9 protein-coding genes are annotated in these 16,613 nt (G+C 58.9%); 2 read left to right on the forward strand and 7 right to left on the reverse strand.

Features of this window, described 5'->3' with window-relative positions; all coding sequences use genetic code 11:
- Positions 1-60: 60 nt before the first annotated feature.
- The 7 genes from QSJ80_RS07995 to QSJ80_RS08025 all read right to left on the reverse strand — a co-directional run bounded on the left by QSJ80_RS07995 (position 61) and on the right by QSJ80_RS08025 (position 13,931).
- Complete coding sequence (locus tag QSJ80_RS07995) at positions 61-2,700, reverse strand: TonB-dependent receptor domain-containing protein (protein WP_285763907.1); 2,640 nt, start codon at positions 2,698-2,700, stop codon at positions 61-63.
- 366 nt (positions 2,701-3,066) lie between these two features.
- Positions 3,067-4,878, reverse strand: coding sequence for a putative 2OG-Fe(II) oxygenase (locus QSJ80_RS08000; RefSeq protein ID WP_285763908.1), 1,812 nt, complete (start codon positions 4,876-4,878; stop codon positions 3,067-3,069).
- A 39-nt stretch (positions 4,879-4,917) separates the two neighbouring features.
- Positions 4,918-5,838, reverse strand: a complete 921-nt coding sequence (locus QSJ80_RS08005; protein ID WP_285763909.1) for a class I SAM-dependent methyltransferase — start codon at positions 5,836-5,838, stop codon at positions 4,918-4,920.
- A gap of 72 nt (positions 5,839-5,910) precedes the next feature.
- Positions 5,911-8,781, reverse strand: a complete 2,871-nt coding sequence (locus QSJ80_RS08010; RefSeq protein ID WP_285763910.1) for a TonB-dependent receptor domain-containing protein — start codon at positions 8,779-8,781, stop codon at positions 5,911-5,913.
- A 222-nt stretch (positions 8,782-9,003) separates the two neighbouring features.
- Positions 9,004-11,925: a TonB-dependent receptor gene (locus QSJ80_RS08015; RefSeq protein WP_285763911.1), complete on the reverse strand. Its 2,922-nt coding sequence runs from the start codon at positions 11,923-11,925 to the stop codon at positions 9,004-9,006.
- A gap of 164 nt (positions 11,926-12,089) precedes the next feature.
- On the reverse strand, positions 12,090-13,109 hold the full coding sequence (locus tag QSJ80_RS08020; RefSeq protein WP_285763912.1) for a FecR family protein: 1,020 nt from the start codon (positions 13,107-13,109) through the stop codon (positions 12,090-12,092).
- A gap of 300 nt (positions 13,110-13,409) precedes the next feature.
- A complete protein-coding gene (locus QSJ80_RS08025) occupies positions 13,410-13,931 on the reverse strand; it encodes an RNA polymerase sigma factor (RefSeq protein ID WP_285763913.1) in 522 nt (173 codons plus the stop codon).
- Positions 13,932-14,181: 250 nt separating this feature from the next.
- Between QSJ80_RS08025 and dnaX the strand changes: the two genes are divergently transcribed.
- Both dnaX and QSJ80_RS08035 read left to right on the forward strand, forming a co-directional pair.
- Positions 14,182-16,218 carry a DNA polymerase III subunit gamma/tau gene (gene dnaX, locus QSJ80_RS08030; RefSeq protein WP_285763914.1) on the forward strand — a complete coding sequence of 679 codons (2,037 nt, stop codon included), beginning with the start codon at positions 14,182-14,184 and terminating at the stop codon, positions 16,216-16,218.
- 47 nt (positions 16,219-16,265) lie between these two features.
- Positions 16,266-16,613, forward strand: coding sequence for a YbaB/EbfC family nucleoid-associated protein (locus QSJ80_RS08035; RefSeq protein WP_285763915.1), 348 nt, complete (start codon positions 16,266-16,268; stop codon positions 16,611-16,613).

Consider the following 16,613-nt stretch of genomic DNA (forward strand, 5'->3'; position numbering starts at 1 on the left):
AGCCGGCCCTCCAGTGTAGTCGGGAGCCGTCACCGGCTCCGACTATTTTGTCCAGATTTCTTAGAACTGGATCTTGTACTCTGCGTACACCACGCGACCAGTATTGTCATACAGGTTGTAGTGGTCACGAGAGAACTTGCCGTCCTTGTCCAGAACCGGCTCTTCGTTGGTCAGGTTGCGCGCACCAACTTTGATCGCGCCCCAGTCACCAGCATCGAAGCCGTAAGACAGGTTCATGGTGGTCCAGGATTCCAGCATGTTGCCGCTGTCTACCAGGTTGCCGTTGGCGTCTACAGTGGTGAACTCGTCGTGTTCGCCGATGTAGTCAACGGTCAGGTTCACGCTGTGCGCGTCGTAGAACCAACCGAATACTGCCTGTGCTTTCAGGTCAGGAGTCATGTTGAAGCCAACAGTGTCCTGAACAGGGCCTTTGTAGTAGGCGTCTTCTTCATAGGACAGGGTGTGGGTAACCAGAGTGTTCAGGGTGAACATACCGAAGGAAGTGTCAACACTACCGTTCAGCTTCACATCCAGGCCGGATACGTTCAGTACACCGATGTTTGCACTGGTGGAGTAGAACTCGGTCTGGGCGCCAGTACCTACACGGTAGATGCCGGAAGACGGATCCAGGCTAACGCCGGAAGCCAGGGCGTAGAACAGGCTCTGGGTAGACGGCTGAGCGATTACATCGTCAACTTCTACGCTCCAGTAACCTACGTCCAGGTCCCAGCTGTCAGCGAACTGCCAGTTACCGCCGAAGGAGAAGGAAGTGGACTTCTCTGCATCCAGGTCTTGGTTGGTGCTGTAGTAGGTGTCCCACTGACGGCTCAGGCCAGTTACCGGGTCGGTTGCGTCTTCAGCGGAGAAAGAAGACGGGCCGTACAGCTCAGACAGGGACGGAGCGCGGAAGCCCTTGCCTACACGGGAGCGCAGGGTGATGTCTTCGTTAACCAGGAAGGTTGCGGACAGAGCCGGGGAAACGTTGCTACCGAAGTCGCTGTAGTCATCGTAACGAACAGATGCATTCAGCTCGAGCTGCTCGGTGGTCGGGATAACCGCTTCAGCGAAGACCGCCTTCACGTCACGCTCACCACCGGAAGAGTTGCCCGCGCTGCCGCCAACCAGACCAGCTTCAGAAGCGGAGTCGTACTGGTTGTTGTACTCAACGCTGAACATTTCACCGCCAACCAGGTAAATCGCGTTGCCAGCGCCGAACAGGTCGGAGCCTTCAAACTGCATGTTACCGTAGACTTTGGTCAGTGCGGTGTAGTTGTCCTGGGAGGTGGTTGCACGCATTGCGCCAGCACCTTCTTCGGAGAACGGATCGATGCCATTTTCCAGCACGTAATCCAGGCCCGGGTAGCTCAGGTAGTAGTTACCGAACTCTTTGGACTCGTACAGGCCGTGGGAGGCGTATACGTCGAAGCTTACGGTGTCAGAAACGTCACCCTTGAAACCAGCAACAAAGTCGTACTGGGTGTCAGTTACCAGACCGTCGCGCGGGCCGATGTTGGTCCAGCGGTAGTAACCGTTTACTTCGTAGTTCGGGTTGCCGTTTGCATCAACAGAGATGTCGCCGCTGGCAATCAGAGCGTCGATATCAAACGGAACATCGGCGTAGTCTTCCGGCATGTTGTTCCAAGCAGCAGCCGGCGGAGCGTAGCGGCCGAAGGAATCTACCTTGGAGAAGATCGCGTTGGTGTAGAACTCGATCTCGTCGGTGATCTGGTAGTTCGCGTTCAGGTAAGTGTTTACGCGGTTCAGCTCGGCCTTGTTGGCAGAGATGTTAGCGTACGCGAAGGTACACAGGGAGCCGTCCGGCATTCCGAATGCAGCTGCGCCCATCGGGCCCATGAAGCCGTTGTCGCTCGGGCAGTTTGCGGCAGCCTGCAGGTCATAGTAACCAGTGGTCGGATCCCAGATCTCAATAGTCTTGCCGTAGTAGGAGATGCCGTCGGTGTCGAGGTAGGTGTCCAGGCGTCCGTCACCATTGTCACGGATCCAGGCTGCGGTGTACTCACGGTCCGCGTCCATGATCGCGTCACGACGGTTCCACTCAGCAGCGAAAGTGATGTTGCCCTTGTCACCAGTAATACCGGTGATGAAGCTCATGCCTTCTTCGATGCCGTCATCTTCAGAGCGGGAACCATGGCGGGAGGAGAACTCGAAACCTTCGAAGTTTTCACGCATTACCATGTTCACAACACCAGCAACGGCGTCAGAACCGTAAACAGCAGAGCCGCCGTCAGCCATGATTTCCATGCGCTCTACAGCTGCCATCGGAATCATGTTCAGGTTAACGGAAGCTGCGCCCAGGTTCGGGGAACCCGGCATACGACGGCCGTTGATCAGAACCAGGGAACGGTCAGAGCCCAGACCACGCAGGTTAACAGTTGCGTTGGACTGTGCGGAGCTACCGGAGCGCTCGTTGAAAGAGCCCAGGGAGTTCAGCGGAGAGGAACGCAGGGTGTCTGCGATCATCAGGCTGCCGATTGCGTCGATGGACGCGCGGTCCATGGTTACAACCTGGGAGCCTTCGTCGAATTTGGAAGCACGCTTGATCAAGGAGCCGGTTACGACTACTTCTTCAACGGTTTCGGTGTTGTCTTGCGCGAAAGCCGGCATGCTCGGGAGCAGTACGGCAGCAGCGGTGAGGCCCAGGGCGCTCTTAACTGCGGAAGAAAGCAGGTTCTTCTTCATTGTAAATCCTCAATAGATCGTTGGATTTATTGTGATTGCCAGTTTCCTGGCGGTGATTAAGAGCCACTGCCCCCATGCAATGACTCTGTCCCAACGCTATGTAAGACGTACGTCCGTCCGAACCCCGCAACTTTTTGTTGCATAAAAGTCAGGTTTTCCCAAATAGGGCGCTTAAAAATGTCTAAATAATGAACGTAGTGAGTGGAAAGTGATCGCCTCGGTTTTGGTCGGCAGGATAATAGGCTGAAAACGATTGAGTAGCTGGGGGTAAGCTCTGCTCGCAAGAGGCTTTTTAGAGAAAAATTGTAATCTGAGGGTTTGCCCATTTAGAGCAGATTTTTCCCATGGCAACCCCGAGCGCCAGTATTACCGGGTGCGTCGGGCGTCGAAAGCAATGGTGATCCGACGGGCCTGTGCGTCGAAAGGCTCGGTGCCGTGCCACATGTAGGATGGAAAAATAACCAGTTTGCCCCGCTGTGGTTTGACGTGTCGCCGCGGTGGCAAGCGCTCCGTAATAGGCCCGGACAGGTTGGGCTGTCCCAGTTTGAGCCAGCCTTGCTGGCTTCCGCAGGCGTCGAGATCCGGTAAGGAAACATAGAGGACTGCGCTCACCCAGCCCATCGGGTGGATGTGGGACGCGTGGTAACCCTGTTCCCGCAAGACTACCGACCAGGATCCGGAGAACTGCCATTCCCGGGCACCGCGAAAGCCGATGGCGGATTCGAGTAGAGGCGCTGTCTCCTCCACGTATTGGCTGATGCTCCGGTTGGCCTGACCCTGGACATGCCGGATCAGCAGGTTGGAGTCATTAAACAGGTTGCCCCGGGTCTGGGAGCCATTTACCAGCGTCTGATCGATGGGCTCATGCTCACCGCCATGCAGTGTCAGAAGGTAAGATTCCAGCTCCGAGCAGAAAGCTTCAATGCTGGCATACCCGGCCGGGGGCTCGAGCATAAATTCCCGCACCATCTCCCCATAATTATTGAGGCGGTCGTATTTTTTGTTGCCATTGAGCCGCCAGCAGGTGCCAAGATAAGCCAGCGCCATCTGGTCGTCCGGGTAACGCGATACCAGGGGTTCCAGTATTTCTGCGGCTTCAGCGCCTCTCTCAGCCTCAATCAGGCTACGGGCATATGCAGTTAGCTGCTGCGGTGTGGCCGATTGCTGCCGGGCAAGCGGCTGCTGGATGTCTGCTGCACCCTGCAGGTCACCGCGCCCGCTCAGCGCGCGACCGGACAGGCTGAGGTACTCCGCCTCTTCGTTAAAATGCGGGTGGGACCGGCCCAGCTGATTGAGGTGAGCCAGGGCCTCGTCGAACAGTGATACACAGATCAGTGCATCAACGTAGGAAAAGTGCAGTGCGGTATCGGAGGGGTGTTGCTGCATTGCGGCACGATAGGAGGCGAGAAACTCTTCGCGGTTGCCGGTTTCCCACAACAGGTCATTCAGGTTCTTGTGGGCAGGGACATAAGTCGGGTTCAATTTGATCGCTGCTTGATAGAGCTCTATCGCCTCGCCGTTTTCAGCGCAGTCAGCGTGGGCATTTGCCGCATTGTGGAAGAGCTGGAAGCTGCTGGTGCCCTCATTCATCAGCTGCTGGTAAATTGCTAGCGCGTCACGAGATTTTCCGGAAAGGCGCAGTGCAATGGCAAGGTTGTGCCGGTAGCTGGCAGAGGAGGGATTACGTAGGACAAGCGAACGGTAGATTGCTATCGCATCGGTATACTGTTCGTGTTCCTGGGCAAGGCGTGCCTTGTACTGCAGGAGGCGCGCTTCTGAAGGCCACCGTTGTAAGGCCTGGTGGAGCATCGCATCGGCTGCCGGGAGGTCATCGGCCTCCATTGTTGCGTTGATAAAACCCAGGTAAGGGTCCAGGTAGTCCGGCTTTAGTGCGATGGCCTGGCGAAACAGACTCAGTGCAGAGGGGCTGTTACCCAGTTGCCGCTCGCAGCTGGCCAGGTTATTCATAACGTGTGGTTGTTTGCCGTGTATGGCCAGCGATTTTTGCATCAGTGCCTGTGCAGCCTGAAGTTCCCCCTGTCTTACCTTCACCAATCCCAACAGTTGCAGGGCATTGAAGTCGGATGGGGATGATTTGAGATGCACCTCCAATAGTTGCTGTGCCGAGGCTATATCTCCGGACTGAATCTTCCGGATGGCTTGGTCCAGGTTGTTCATCAATACCGCTTCCAACTTACACTGGTTATTTTATTTGCACTATGGTCTGGTGGCATGAATTGCCCATGCTACAGGCTGTGTGTACTCCGGCAGGGTAAACTCCCTGATGCTGATGTCGCGAAAGTTTTCCGCTTCGAGGCGTGCACGAAGTTGATCGATATCATCTTTTGAAAGCGTGGCCCCGCGGATTTCGCCAATGCGTGTTTCCGCTTTTGCCTGCTCTTCACGCATGGCTTCCAGCCAGCCAACGATATCACTGGTGCGGTATCGCTGCCGGTTGCAAAACATAGTCCTGAAACCCTGATACAGGTGTGAGTGGAAGCCGTGGGGGTTTTTGGCAACAAAGGCTGCAACTTCGGGTTCTATGCTGGTGAACGCCTCTACAGCCGCTTTTGCGCTGGCTTCGTTCCGGGAGGCGGTTTCACTGGTCACGGATATGGCGTGGTCGATAAACCCGGTATCCCTGATCAGTTTCAGCCCGGCCAGCTCGCGCTGATTCCTGTCGTCAATAAAGCCATCTTCAATGTGGCAGAGCAGGCGCAGCTGGCCCGAAGCTGCTACCAGTCGCATGGCTTCTTGCAGACCTGCATGGCCGGCGTATTCGACGCCGAACTGGCTGACGACCATGTCGAAGGCTCCGCTGGCTTCCGGCACATCGTCGGCAGAGCAGACAATGGTTTCGACAGCTGGCATTTGATCTTTCAGCTGTTGTGTTGCTTTTTCGGAAAGGTCGGCCGCGGCCAGCCTGTAACCGCTGCTGGCCGAAGCAATATCGCGGTAAATGGATCCGGCTCCGCAAGCCAGATCCAGAATACGGGTTCCTTCAGGCAGCCCAGAGAGGGCCTCTTGCCAGTACTCTCTCAGCTTCGGGTGTTTCTCACCCTGGCGGTTGACGAACACTTCACCGCCTGCGCCTTCATTGGACCAGTACTCGGTCCACTGGTTTTCTGAATCAGTCATTACCTTGTAAACCTCAAAAAAAAGGGTGGGCAAATGCCCACCCTTTTTATGGTGCAAACTTATGCCTTAGCCTTAGAAATCAGCTCGCAGGCTCAGGTAATACGTGCGACCAAACACGTCATAAGTTGCTGGGTAGGTGTTGGCCTGCTCCTGGTTGTCACCGAGGATCGGCGGCTCTTCATCCAGAAGGTTATCAACACCGAAGGTCACCTTGTAGTTTTCCATGAAACCGTAGGATACGGTTGCATCGAAGTAGTTGGTGGCGTCGATGGACTCGATGAAGTAGTCAGTACCTTCGTCGTCATCGCTCACTTCACCAACGTAACGCCACAGAACCTGTGCGGTCAGGTTGTCCTGGCTCCACAGGAAGCCGGCGCGGTGCTTGTACTCGGGCACAGGCTCGCCACAGTCGAGGCCGAAGTTGCCGGCACACTCGATAGTGGTGCCACCGTCGAACGGCAGGAAGTCGCTCTCGGTGGTGAAAGTACCCAGGTAGTTCACGCTGGCCAGGCCACCGAAGAGATCGAAGTCGTAGCTGGTTGCTACATCGACACCCTTCAGGGTGATGGAGGCCACGTTCTGGGAAGCCGTCAGTACAGACTCGATGGTACCGTCGGGGCGACGGGTGATTGCGTTACAGAAGGCAGAGCCCACGCCACCAGCAGCATCGGACGGGTCGTAACAGGTCGCCAGAATGTTGTTGGCACCGCCACCGAAGGCCGCTACCGCGTCTTCGATTTCGATGTCGAAGTAGTCAACGCTGATGTCCAGGTTGTCCATCGGGGTTACTACCAGACCAACAGTCATGGTTTCTGCAGATTCTTCGATCAGGTCCGGGTTACCGCCGCCAAGTGCGCGCACCTGACCGGAAGCCGGGTTGATCGCAGCGGTGTGTACGGCATTGGCCGGTACGCCGGTGGCGATACACAGGTCACGAACGGCCTGGCTCTGGTCCGGGGAGTTGCCCGCACACGGGTCGGTAGCGCCCGGGAAGCCTTCAGAGATCGGCGCGAACAGCTCACCAATGTTCGGTGCGCGAACTGCGGTGTTGAAACCGGCGCGGAAGCGGACCATTTCAGTCGGCGCCCAGGAGCCGGAAACCTTGTAGCTGTCTACAGAGCCAACGGTGTTGAAGTCAGAAGAGCGGAAGGCCACTTCCATGTCCACCAGCTCTGCGAACGGAGCGCCGGAAAGGATCGGCAGGTAAGCTTCGACGTAGAACTCGTCCACGCTGTAACCACCTTCCAGGGCCGGGGCGCCGTTAAAGCCGGCGATGGTGCCAGCGGCCAGATCCTGGGACGGATCAAAGGCAAAGGTGTCACGACGGGTTTCAAAACCGGCCGCCAGGCCGATAGCGCCGCCCGGCAGTTCGATCAGGCCTTCAGTGTCGCCGCTCAGGTTGATCGCTGCAACTTCCTGGTCGAAGATCGCAGTGGAGGCAACCGCAGTACGCAGGAAGGCTGCGCCGGCTTCGGAGATGTTGCCGGCACCGAAAATGTTGATCGGGGAGCAGGCAACGGTGCCGCCGTTAGAACTGGTGTTAGCACAAACACCACCGTTCGGGTCGGCATCCAGATCCAGCAGCAGAGCCTGCTGGAAGCGGTCACGGTTGACGTTACCGTACTGGTTTTCAGTTATGGTTACGCGACCCTTCTGGTAATAGGCGTCGTAAGTCCAGTTGGTATCGACGATATCACCGCGGATACCGCCATTGATCTGCCAGGAGCTGAAGCCGGACTTGGCAATACGCGGGCCCACTTCTTCCAGGCGACGACGAACGAACGCGGTAGCAGTGTCGTCGATGCCGTTCATGTCGGTGTCGACACCGCTGCCCAGCGCGTCAGACAGTACCTGCTGTGCCTGCTGGCTCAGGAACGGGTTGCCGTCCAGGGTAAAGTCCACAGTCTGGAAGATCGGGGTCGGCGCAAGCTGCTGCGGTACTTCACTGTTAGTGAACATCGCGCGGCCGTAGACCTGGGTGCTGTCGGTCAGGTCAAAGTGACCCAGCGCGTTGAACTGGTAGCGTTCCTGCGGCAGCTGGATGTAGTTGACCGGGGCATAGTTGTAAAAGTCATTGGTCTCGCCGGTACGGAACTGGCGGATGTCACCATTCGGGTCGAAGGTCACACCGAGGCTGTCCGGGGAGAAGCCTGCCAGGCCGCCAGAGAAGATGGAGGTGCCCGGGATACCGGAAGAACCACCGTCAATCAGGATCGGGTTGCCGTTGGCATCCGTGGAGTCGAACTGGGCGAAGGTTGAGAAGTCGCGGTCGCCCTGGAACAGAGCTTCACGGCTGGTATAGCCCATGTTCAGTACGGCGTTACCACGATCGTCGGCGAAGTTGCCGCCGATGGTCAGGTCGATGCTGTCAACGCCAGCGTCGCTGTCGCCAGTCATTTCGGAGCTGGCGCTCAGGGAGACACCTTCGAAGTCATCTTTGAGGATGAAGTTCACAACGCCCGCAACCGCATCGGTACCGTATACCGCAGAAGCACCGCCTGTCAGAACTTCTACGTTCTTGATCAGTGCGGTAGGGATCTGGTTGATATCTACAACGCCACCTGCAGTGGTCGGAACCATGCGAGTGCCATTGACCAGTACCAGCGTACGGTTGGCGCCGAGGCCGCGCAGGTCAACAGTGGCAGTACCGTTACCCGGGTTGTTGGAAGTGCGGTCGAGACCTGGGATTACCTGCGGCAGAGTGTTCAACAGGGACTCAGTGTTGACGGTACCGGTCAAGGAAAACTGCTCTTCACCGATCGTGGATACCGGTGCGTTGGACACGAAGTCCGCTTTTTTAATACGCGAACCGGTTACTACAACTTCTTCGACTGCTTCTGCTGCTTCGTCCTGCGCGAACGCAGGCATAGCAGGAAGCAATACCGCCGCCGCAGTCAGACCAAGGGCACCCTTGATTGCTGTCGAAAGGAGGTTCTTTCTCATTGTAAATCCTCTCTTGATCGTTGGATCTTTTTGATTGTTTTGCCAAATTTGGCGTTGTGTCGAACAGCAGCCCCCAAGCAACTGTTCTATCCCAACAATCTTGAGACGTATGTCGCGTAAAGTACCGTAATAAATTTGGGAAATTTTTCCGCTAAAAAGGGCTTTTGGGGAGGAAAGGGGTTGCAGACAGGTTTGTCAGGTAGGCTCGCGAGGATTTTTTCCTCAGCGGCTCAATGCAAACGTGGTGTACCAGTAGCGGCCGCCCAGATCATAGGTACGTGCGTCAAAGTTGTCATTGAATGCCGTTGCGGCAAACGGGGGTGCCTGGTCGAGCAGGTTGTCCACGCCGATGGCCACGCGGATGCCCGCCGGGATGGCGTAGGCAATCTGCATGTCGTGGCTGGTCCAGGACTTGATGGTGCGTACCGTGTTCTTGCCAACCTCGAAGGTTTCTTTCAGATCGTCGACAAAGTGTACGGTGTAACCGCCTTCCCAGCGGCCGCGCTGCCAGTAGAGGCCGGTATTGGCTTTCCAGCGCGGGATTGCGCCGAGGCCGCCGCGGGCCTCATCGGTAAAGGTGCCTGCCACGTCGTGGAACGGTACCCCAGGTGCGGCCTGATTGCGGTAGCGGTCGGTGTAGGACGCGTTGAGGGACAGCTTCAGCCTGCCCAGCTTCTCTGTCTGACGGTCGAAGCGCACGGACAGATCCGCACCGCGAATCTCACGCGCGCCGATGTTCATGGTGGGGGCCAGGATCCTGGTGATATCGCCGTAGCTGTCGCGCAGCACCTGGTCGCGGAACAGTCCCAGCCGCGCGTTTTCATTGAGCAGGTACTGGGGGTTGGTGTCGACCACGTCATTCTGGCGGATCTCGAATGCATCGAGGCTGGCCTGTAGGGATTTGATGTTCGCCGGTGTCCAGATTACGCCGACGGATACGTTCTCGGACGTCTCAGGCTTGAGATCCGGGTTGCCGCTGTAGAGTGTCAGGAACTGAATCCTGGTGGGGTCGGATGGCAACAGGCAGCCGCCGCTGCGCGGGCCCTGGCTCGATGCGCAGGGGTCTACCAGGAAGGCCTGGCTTTCGTAGCCCTGTTGGTGCAGGTCGGAAAGTGATGGCGCGCGGAAGCCGGTGGCGTAGCTCGCGCGCATCACCACTGAAGGCAGGGGTTCAAACCGCAGGCTCACCCGCGGGTTGGTGGTCTTGCCGAAATCGCTATAGGCGGAATGGCGCACCGCGCCGTCCAGCCAGAGCCTGTCCTTGACGAGCGGAAGCGAGCTCTCGGCAAAGGCCTCCGCCACCAGGCGATCCCCTTCCGCCGCGCCCGCATTCACAGTGCCGAGCAGCGTGAGGTTGCCGATGTTTGTGCCGGCGCCGTTGCCTGAGTGGAAGTCGATATGTTCGCTGCGCAGCTCGAAACCCGTTGCCACCAGCAGTTCCCCGGTAGGCAATTGCGCGGGTATGCCGGAGAAGGTGGCGCTGAAAGAGGAGAGGCGGCTATAGCCGTCGAATGTACCGCGCGCGCGAATGAAGTCTGCCTGCTGCGCAGTGACGCTGCCGGCAGGACCGAACAGGTTCACCGGCACACAGTCGCCGCTGCAGGCATCGGGGCCTTTCAGGGCCTGTCCCAGCCTGACCGGGTCGATCAGGTTGCTGATGTTTTCATCGGCGCTGGCGACATGATGGTTGAGTGCCATATTCCACACCCAGTCTTCACTGCCGCCGTTGATGCCGAGGGTGAAGCGCAGGTTGTTTGTCGCGTTGTCCTGGACCCGCGGGCCCAGCTCGACGAAACGCTTGCGCACGTCTCCAACAGCCTCACCAAACGGGTTGTAGGCTTGGTCGGGCGCCACTGTGAGGTCGCCATTGTCAAAGCGGGTGAATACCGGCGTGGGAGCGTACACCACGCTGGATTTGGTGCGCGACAGCAGGCTCTCCAGGAAAACTTCGGTGCCGTCGGTCAGGTCGCCGCTCGCGTACAGGTACAGGGCATCACGCTCGGAAGGCGAGGTCGATGAGGTGTATTCGCGGTAATTGAACAGGTCTTCGGCGGTGGCTGCGCGGAAGTCGTCGGGGCTATCGCCATCCGCGCCCTCCCGCAGTATCCGGGTGCCGTCGCTGCTGAACAGGATGCGTGCATTGGGGGTGGCACTGGAACGCTGGTCGCTGCCGCCCCGGTTGCGATTGTCGGCGTTCTCCGACAGTGCGCGATCGCGGCTCCAGAGCGCCGAGCGCTTGTAGTGGGACAGGTTGAGCATGACCTGGCCGCGCTCGCCATTCGTGCCCCAGCTTATATGGTGGGAGCTGGTATCCAGCCCTGTCTGCTCGGAGGAGCCCGCGTAGCTGTTGGCTTCAAAGCCTGTGAAGTCGGTGCGCAGGATGATGTTGACCACGCCCGCGATTGCATCGGAACCGTATACCGCGGATGCGCCGCTTTTCAGGATCTCGATACGGTCGACTGCCGCCAGAGGAATGTTGTTCAGGTCTGCAGACTTGCCGCCGTAACCATCCAGTGCGACCCGGCGACCATTCAGGAGTACGAGGGTGTTGGTGGCTGGCAGGCCGCGCAGGGTGACCGAGGCCGTGCCGTTGCCGCCATTACTGACCGCGGTGCTGGTGGAGTTACCGGCAACGGATGGCAAATATTTGAGCAGCTCCGCAACGGTGCGGGCGCCGGTGATTTCCAGTTCCGGCTGGGCCAGTACATCTACCGGGGCGTAGCCGTCAAAATGCTGGCGGCGCAAATGTGTGCCGGTCAGGTGGCGTGCGGTTACCAGAATCTCGTCTGGCTTTTCCTCGACCGGGACAGACTCTTCATCTATCCGGCGCTGCCGATCGACGATTGCATAAACGCCGGGAGAAATCTTGCGGTGGTCAAACTGGGTCCTTTGCAGGAAATCGGACAGGAGTTGATCCACATCGCCACTGCTGGTCGCGAACGTGTGCGCGGGCACAAGCAGTGAGGCTGCCGCCTTGCTCTCGAAAATTACCGACACTTTGCAGGATTTTCCCAGCGAGATCAGCGCATTTTCGAGTGGGCCGGCTGGGACAGAGAGGTTTTCGCTGGCGCAGGTGTCTGCGTGCGCCGGGTTTCCCAGTGCCAGCAGTGCTGCAATCGGTGCTGTCGCCAGTCGCCAATTCATTCGCCAGTACGCCCGGTCAGGCTCAGCCTGGCCAGGCCGGGCAGGTAGAGCAGAGGTTTATTGGTTATCTGGGCGGGCAGCGGCGAGCTGCAATATAACCGCCCGCACAAGTAAGAGGCTGCCAGCTGGCGGCTCAATTATTGTGCACAAGGCGGGTTTATAACTTACTTAGTAGGGACAGACAAGTGAGTCAGGTTGGGGTCGCTGTCGTCAGTTTGCAGGTTGAGGGCCGTGGCAATGGCGGCCAGGGTGCCCTCCGGATTGGACAGCTTGAAGGTGCCGGATACGGCAAGTTGCTGTGCATCCGGGCTTGCGGAGGCCGGTTTGCTCAGATAGCGGTTCAATTCGGAAAGAACTTCCGCCAGCGGCGTGGAATCGAAAACAAGGATTCCGCGGGTCCAGTCCAGCACCTGCTCTTCGCTGGTCGCCTTGACGGCACTGATGCCGGCCTTGCCCACGCTCACTTTCTGGTTTTTGGTCAGTTTGACCGAATCTGCCATCAGGGTGTCATCGGCGCCGGTTTCTGAAACGGCAACCGTGCCCTGGGTTACGGCGACCCGGGTGGCTTCCCGGCCAAACTCGACATTGAATTCAGTGCCCAGTACCCGGACCTCGGCATTGCCGGCTTCGACGGTAAACGGCCGGCCGGTGAGGTGGGTGACGGAGAAGAAGGCTTCGCCGCGGGTGAGGCGGGTTTCACGCGCACCGCGGCTGTAGCTGACTTCGAGCTCGGTATTGGTGTTCAGGTGTACCGAACTGCCATCCACCAGGGTAACTACGCGGGTTTCGCCAACGGCGGTGGCGTAACGCTGCATGTCCTGTTTTTCTGCGGGCAGGTTCAACCAGGCGACGACCGCCAGACAGGCGGCCGCCAGGCCACCACCCATCCAGGCCATGGGTGACCAGCTGCGAGCGGGCTTGCGCGGGGTGGCTGTGCCGGATGCGGCCCGGGTAGTAGGTACGCTTTCCGGGAAGAGTTCGTCCAGTGGCAGGGCAGAGAGGGCACCCAGGTCGGCCCACATCTCCACGGCAGCGTCAAACGCCGCCCGGTTTTCGTCGCAGGCCTGGATCCAGGTGGAGAAGGCAGCGCGATCCGAGGCGCTCAGCTGATCGGAGCGCAGGCACGCGACCCAGGCATAGGCCTGGTCAAGCTTCTCCTCGCTGATGGCTTCGGTGCGGTCCACTGTCTTTCCCGTTTTCTCTCTCGCCGATATGGTTGCCGATACTTTGCCGGCCGGCGTTTTCATCGCTTTGTTAACCTGACGCGCTTCCCGTTACCAGCTGCGAGCGAATCGGAAATATTTATCCGTCAAGTTACGTTATTCATTTTAGTGGCGCAGCATGATCTCGATCAGCTGTGCCCTTTGTAAGCTAGACGGGATAAACCCGCTTGTCCTCAAGAAAAATTTTGAAAGAATCAAAAATTGGTGAATTTGCGCGATTTTTGCGAAAAGCTCGCCCGAAATATGACCAAAACTGCCAGGTCAGTTCGCTTCGGCGTGCTTTTTACATGCGCGCAGCGCCTGCAGGATGTATTTCTCCACGCTGCTGACGGAAATGTTCATCTCGTGCGCAATCTCTGAATAGGACAGGCCACGGGTGCGGTGCAACAGGAATGCCTGGCGGCATTTGAGCGGCAGCTTGTCCATGGTGTCATAAATGGTCTGCAGCTTTTGCCGCGCGGCGAGCACCCGCTCCGGGGACAGGCTCTCTTCGGGGCCGCCAAAGTCCTCGCCCTCGGCCGGGCGCTGCTGGTTCAGGTATTCCTGGTGAAGTTTGCCCCTGCGCAGCTGGTCCACGGCCAGGTTGTTGGCAATCTGATAGAGGTAGGCGCGGGGGTTATCCAGTTCCGTGGTGCTGTTCATCTTCTGCAGGCGGACGAAAGCCTGCTGGGCGATATCCTCGGCATCCTCGGTATTTCGGGTGATTCTCGCAATGAAGCGCACCAGGGGCTGACCGTGCTGGGTAAAGAGCTTCTCCAGTAGCGAGTGCCGCGATCTATTCATTCTTTATTTGTGGTGTCCCGCTTGTGGCGTTCTTTATCGGGGTGCCCCGGATCACGGGCTAAATTGAGAACAGTGTCCCAATCCCGGTGGCAGTTATATCACACCCCGCAACATACCCCAACGCCCCGATGGCGCCCCGGCGCAAGGGCTTTTGCCCCCTGTCGCGCCGGCCGGATGTCGCTATAATGGGCGACTTTGCACAGAAATCGACGCGCCTTGCGAGCAGGCTCGCACGCATGCTGGAGAATAAATGAGCTATCAGGTATTGGCCCGTAAGTGGCGCCCCCGGGTATTCCGGGAGATGGTGGGGCAGGAGCATGTACTGCAGGCCCTGATCAATGCGCTGGATCACGGCCGCCTGCACCACGCCTACCTGTTTACTGGCACCCGGGGTGTGGGCAAGACCACCATCGCGCGGATCCTGGCCAAGTGCCTGAACTGTGAGACCGGCATCAGCTCCGAGCCCTGCGGTACCTGTGGCACCTGTACAGAGATCGCCGAAGGGCGTTTCGTCGACCTGATCGAGGTGGATGCGGCCTCGCGCACCAAGGTGGAGGATACCCGTGAGCTGCTGGAAAACGTGCAGTACGCACCCACTCGCGGGCGCTACAAGGTCTACCTGATCGACGAAGTGCACATGCTTTCCAACAGCTCCTTCAATGCGTTGTTGAAAACGCTGGAAGAGCCGCCCCCGCACGTCAAGTTCCTGCTGGCCACGACAGATCCGCAGAAGCTGCCGGTCACGGTGCTGTCCCGCTGCCTGCAGTTCAACCTGAAAAACATGAGCCCGGAGCGAATTGTCGAGCATCTCAAGTATGTACTTGAGAAAGAGCTGGTGCCGTTCGACGAGCCGGCGCTGTGGCAACTCGGCCGCGCTGCCGATGGCAGTATGCGTGATGCCATGAGCCTTACGGACCAGGCGATCGCGTTTGGCGGTGGCAAGGTGCTGGAGCCAGAAGTGCGGGCAATGCTCGGTACCATCGACGCCGGCCTGGTCTGGAAAATTCTTGAAGCTCTGCAAAGTGAGCAGCCGGCGGCCCTGTTTGATGCAGTGGCCCAGCTAGCGGAGCAGGCGCCGGATTACCGTGCGACCCTGGGCGAGCTGGCAAGCTGTCTGCACCGGATTGCCATGGCCCAGGCCGTGCCGGACGCGGTGGACAATGCCCTCGGCGATCGCGACCAGGTGCTCGAATTCGCACGGCAGATGCCGGCGGAGAATATCCAGTTGTACTACCAGATGGCGATTCTTGCGCGCAAGGATCTGCCCCTCGCGCCGGATCCGCGTGGTGGCTTTGAAATGGCATTGCTGCGCATGCTCGCATTCCGTCCGCAGGGCGTGGACGATATTCCGGTGCAGACGCTCGAGGCGGCGCAGCAGCAGGCCGTTCAGCCTGTCCCGCATCAGGAGGCACCGGATCAGCAGGCGCCCCAACAAGAGGTACCCGCCCCGGCAAAAAAGCCTGAAGCGGAAGTAGAAACTGCGGCGGTTACAGCGGTCGCGACGGAAGCGCCTCAGGCTCCTGCACCGCAGGTACAACCTGCACCGCAAATGCCAGAGCAGGCGGTGCCCGCGCCGGAAGAGTGCCCGCCCTGGGCTATGCCGGAGGAGCAGCCGTCAGAAGCTAGTGCAGAGCTGCAATCGCCCGCACCGGTGGAGCCGCAGGTGTCAGCCCAGCAGCAAGCCCCGGCCACAGCGCCGGTTGAAAGCGCAGCCGACAAGGCGGCCAAGGTTGCCGCGCTGCGCGCGCAGCTGGCGCAGGTCGAATCCGCGCCGCGTCCTGCCAGTGAAACACCACTGCGCAAGCCGGAGGCGGCCGCGCCCGTGACGGCGGAAACCGGCGGTGCGCCCGAACCTGACGCGGTCAACGTGGAGGGGCAGGGGCCTGAGGCGCTGTTCAAGGCCCTGTCGCCGGGGAGCTGGCCGGCAATTTACCCACAGCTGAAAGTCAGCGGCATCCTGCACAGCATCAGTTCGCATATGGAGCTGGTGGGGCGGCAGGAAAACCTGCTGGCGTTCACCCTGGATGAAGAATTCAGCAGCCTCTATGACGAGGCGCACCAGCGCCGCCTGGCGGACCTGTTCAGTGACTTTTTCGGTCAGCCGGTACAGGTGCAGATTCAGGTTGGTCGTGTGTCCGGCGGCACCCCGGCGCGGCTTGCGACCGCAACCCGCGAAGCGAAACTGGTCGCAGCCAGGGACTCCCTCGCGCAGAACCCTGTAGTCAGGGGGCTGTGCAGCACCCTCGGTGCGGAACTGCTGGACGAATCGGTAGAATATCTCGAATAGCTTATAGCCGGTGAATCCGGCTTTTGAAAAAGGTAGAGGAAGAAGTGATGAAAGGTTTGGGCGACCTGATGAAACAGGCGCAGCAGATGCAGACCGAAATGCAGACCCGCATGGAAGAGATGCAGCAGAAATTGACGGATGCGCGCATTGAGGGCGCGGCCGGTGCGGGCATGGTCAAGGTTGTCATGAATGGCCGTCACGATGTGGTTTCGGTCGAGATTGACCCGGACCTCCTCAAGGAAGACAAGGAAATGCTGGAAGACCTGCTTGCCGCGGCGGTGAATGATGCCGTGCGCAAAGTCGAGGAAGAGGTCCAGAAGCAGCAGAAGGAACAACTGGGTGGGCTGGCAGGCGGCATGCAGATGCCGGAGGGCTTCAAATTCCCGTTTGGCTAA

Origin of the sequence: Biformimicrobium ophioploci (genome assembly GCF_030270605.1) — a bacterium.
GTDB lineage: Bacteria > Pseudomonadota > Gammaproteobacteria > Pseudomonadales > Cellvibrionaceae > Biformimicrobium > Biformimicrobium ophioploci.

Coding starts and splice junctions, on each gene's coding strand:
- QSJ80_RS08005 (WP_285763909.1), bottom strand. CDS start 5,838: ATGACTGATTCAGAAAACCAGTGGACCGAGTACTGGTCCAATGAAGGC.
- dnaX (WP_285763914.1), top strand. CDS start 14,182: ATGAGCTATCAGGTATTGGCCCGTAAGTGGCGCCCCCGGGTATTCCGG.
- QSJ80_RS08015 (WP_285763911.1), bottom strand. CDS start 11,925: ATGAATTGGCGACTGGCGACAGCACCGATTGCAGCACTGCTGGCACTG.
- QSJ80_RS08000 (WP_285763908.1), bottom strand. CDS start 4,878: ATGAACAACCTGGACCAAGCCATCCGGAAGATTCAGTCCGGAGATATA.
- QSJ80_RS08025 (WP_285763913.1), bottom strand. CDS start 13,931: ATGAATAGATCGCGGCACTCGCTACTGGAGAAGCTCTTTACCCAGCAC.
- QSJ80_RS08035 (WP_285763915.1), top strand. CDS start 16,266: ATGAAAGGTTTGGGCGACCTGATGAAACAGGCGCAGCAGATGCAGACC.
- QSJ80_RS08010 (WP_285763910.1), bottom strand. CDS start 8,781: ATGAGAAAGAACCTCCTTTCGACAGCAATCAAGGGTGCCCTTGGTCTG.
- QSJ80_RS07995 (WP_285763907.1), bottom strand. CDS start 2,700: ATGAAGAAGAACCTGCTTTCTTCCGCAGTTAAGAGCGCCCTGGGCCTC.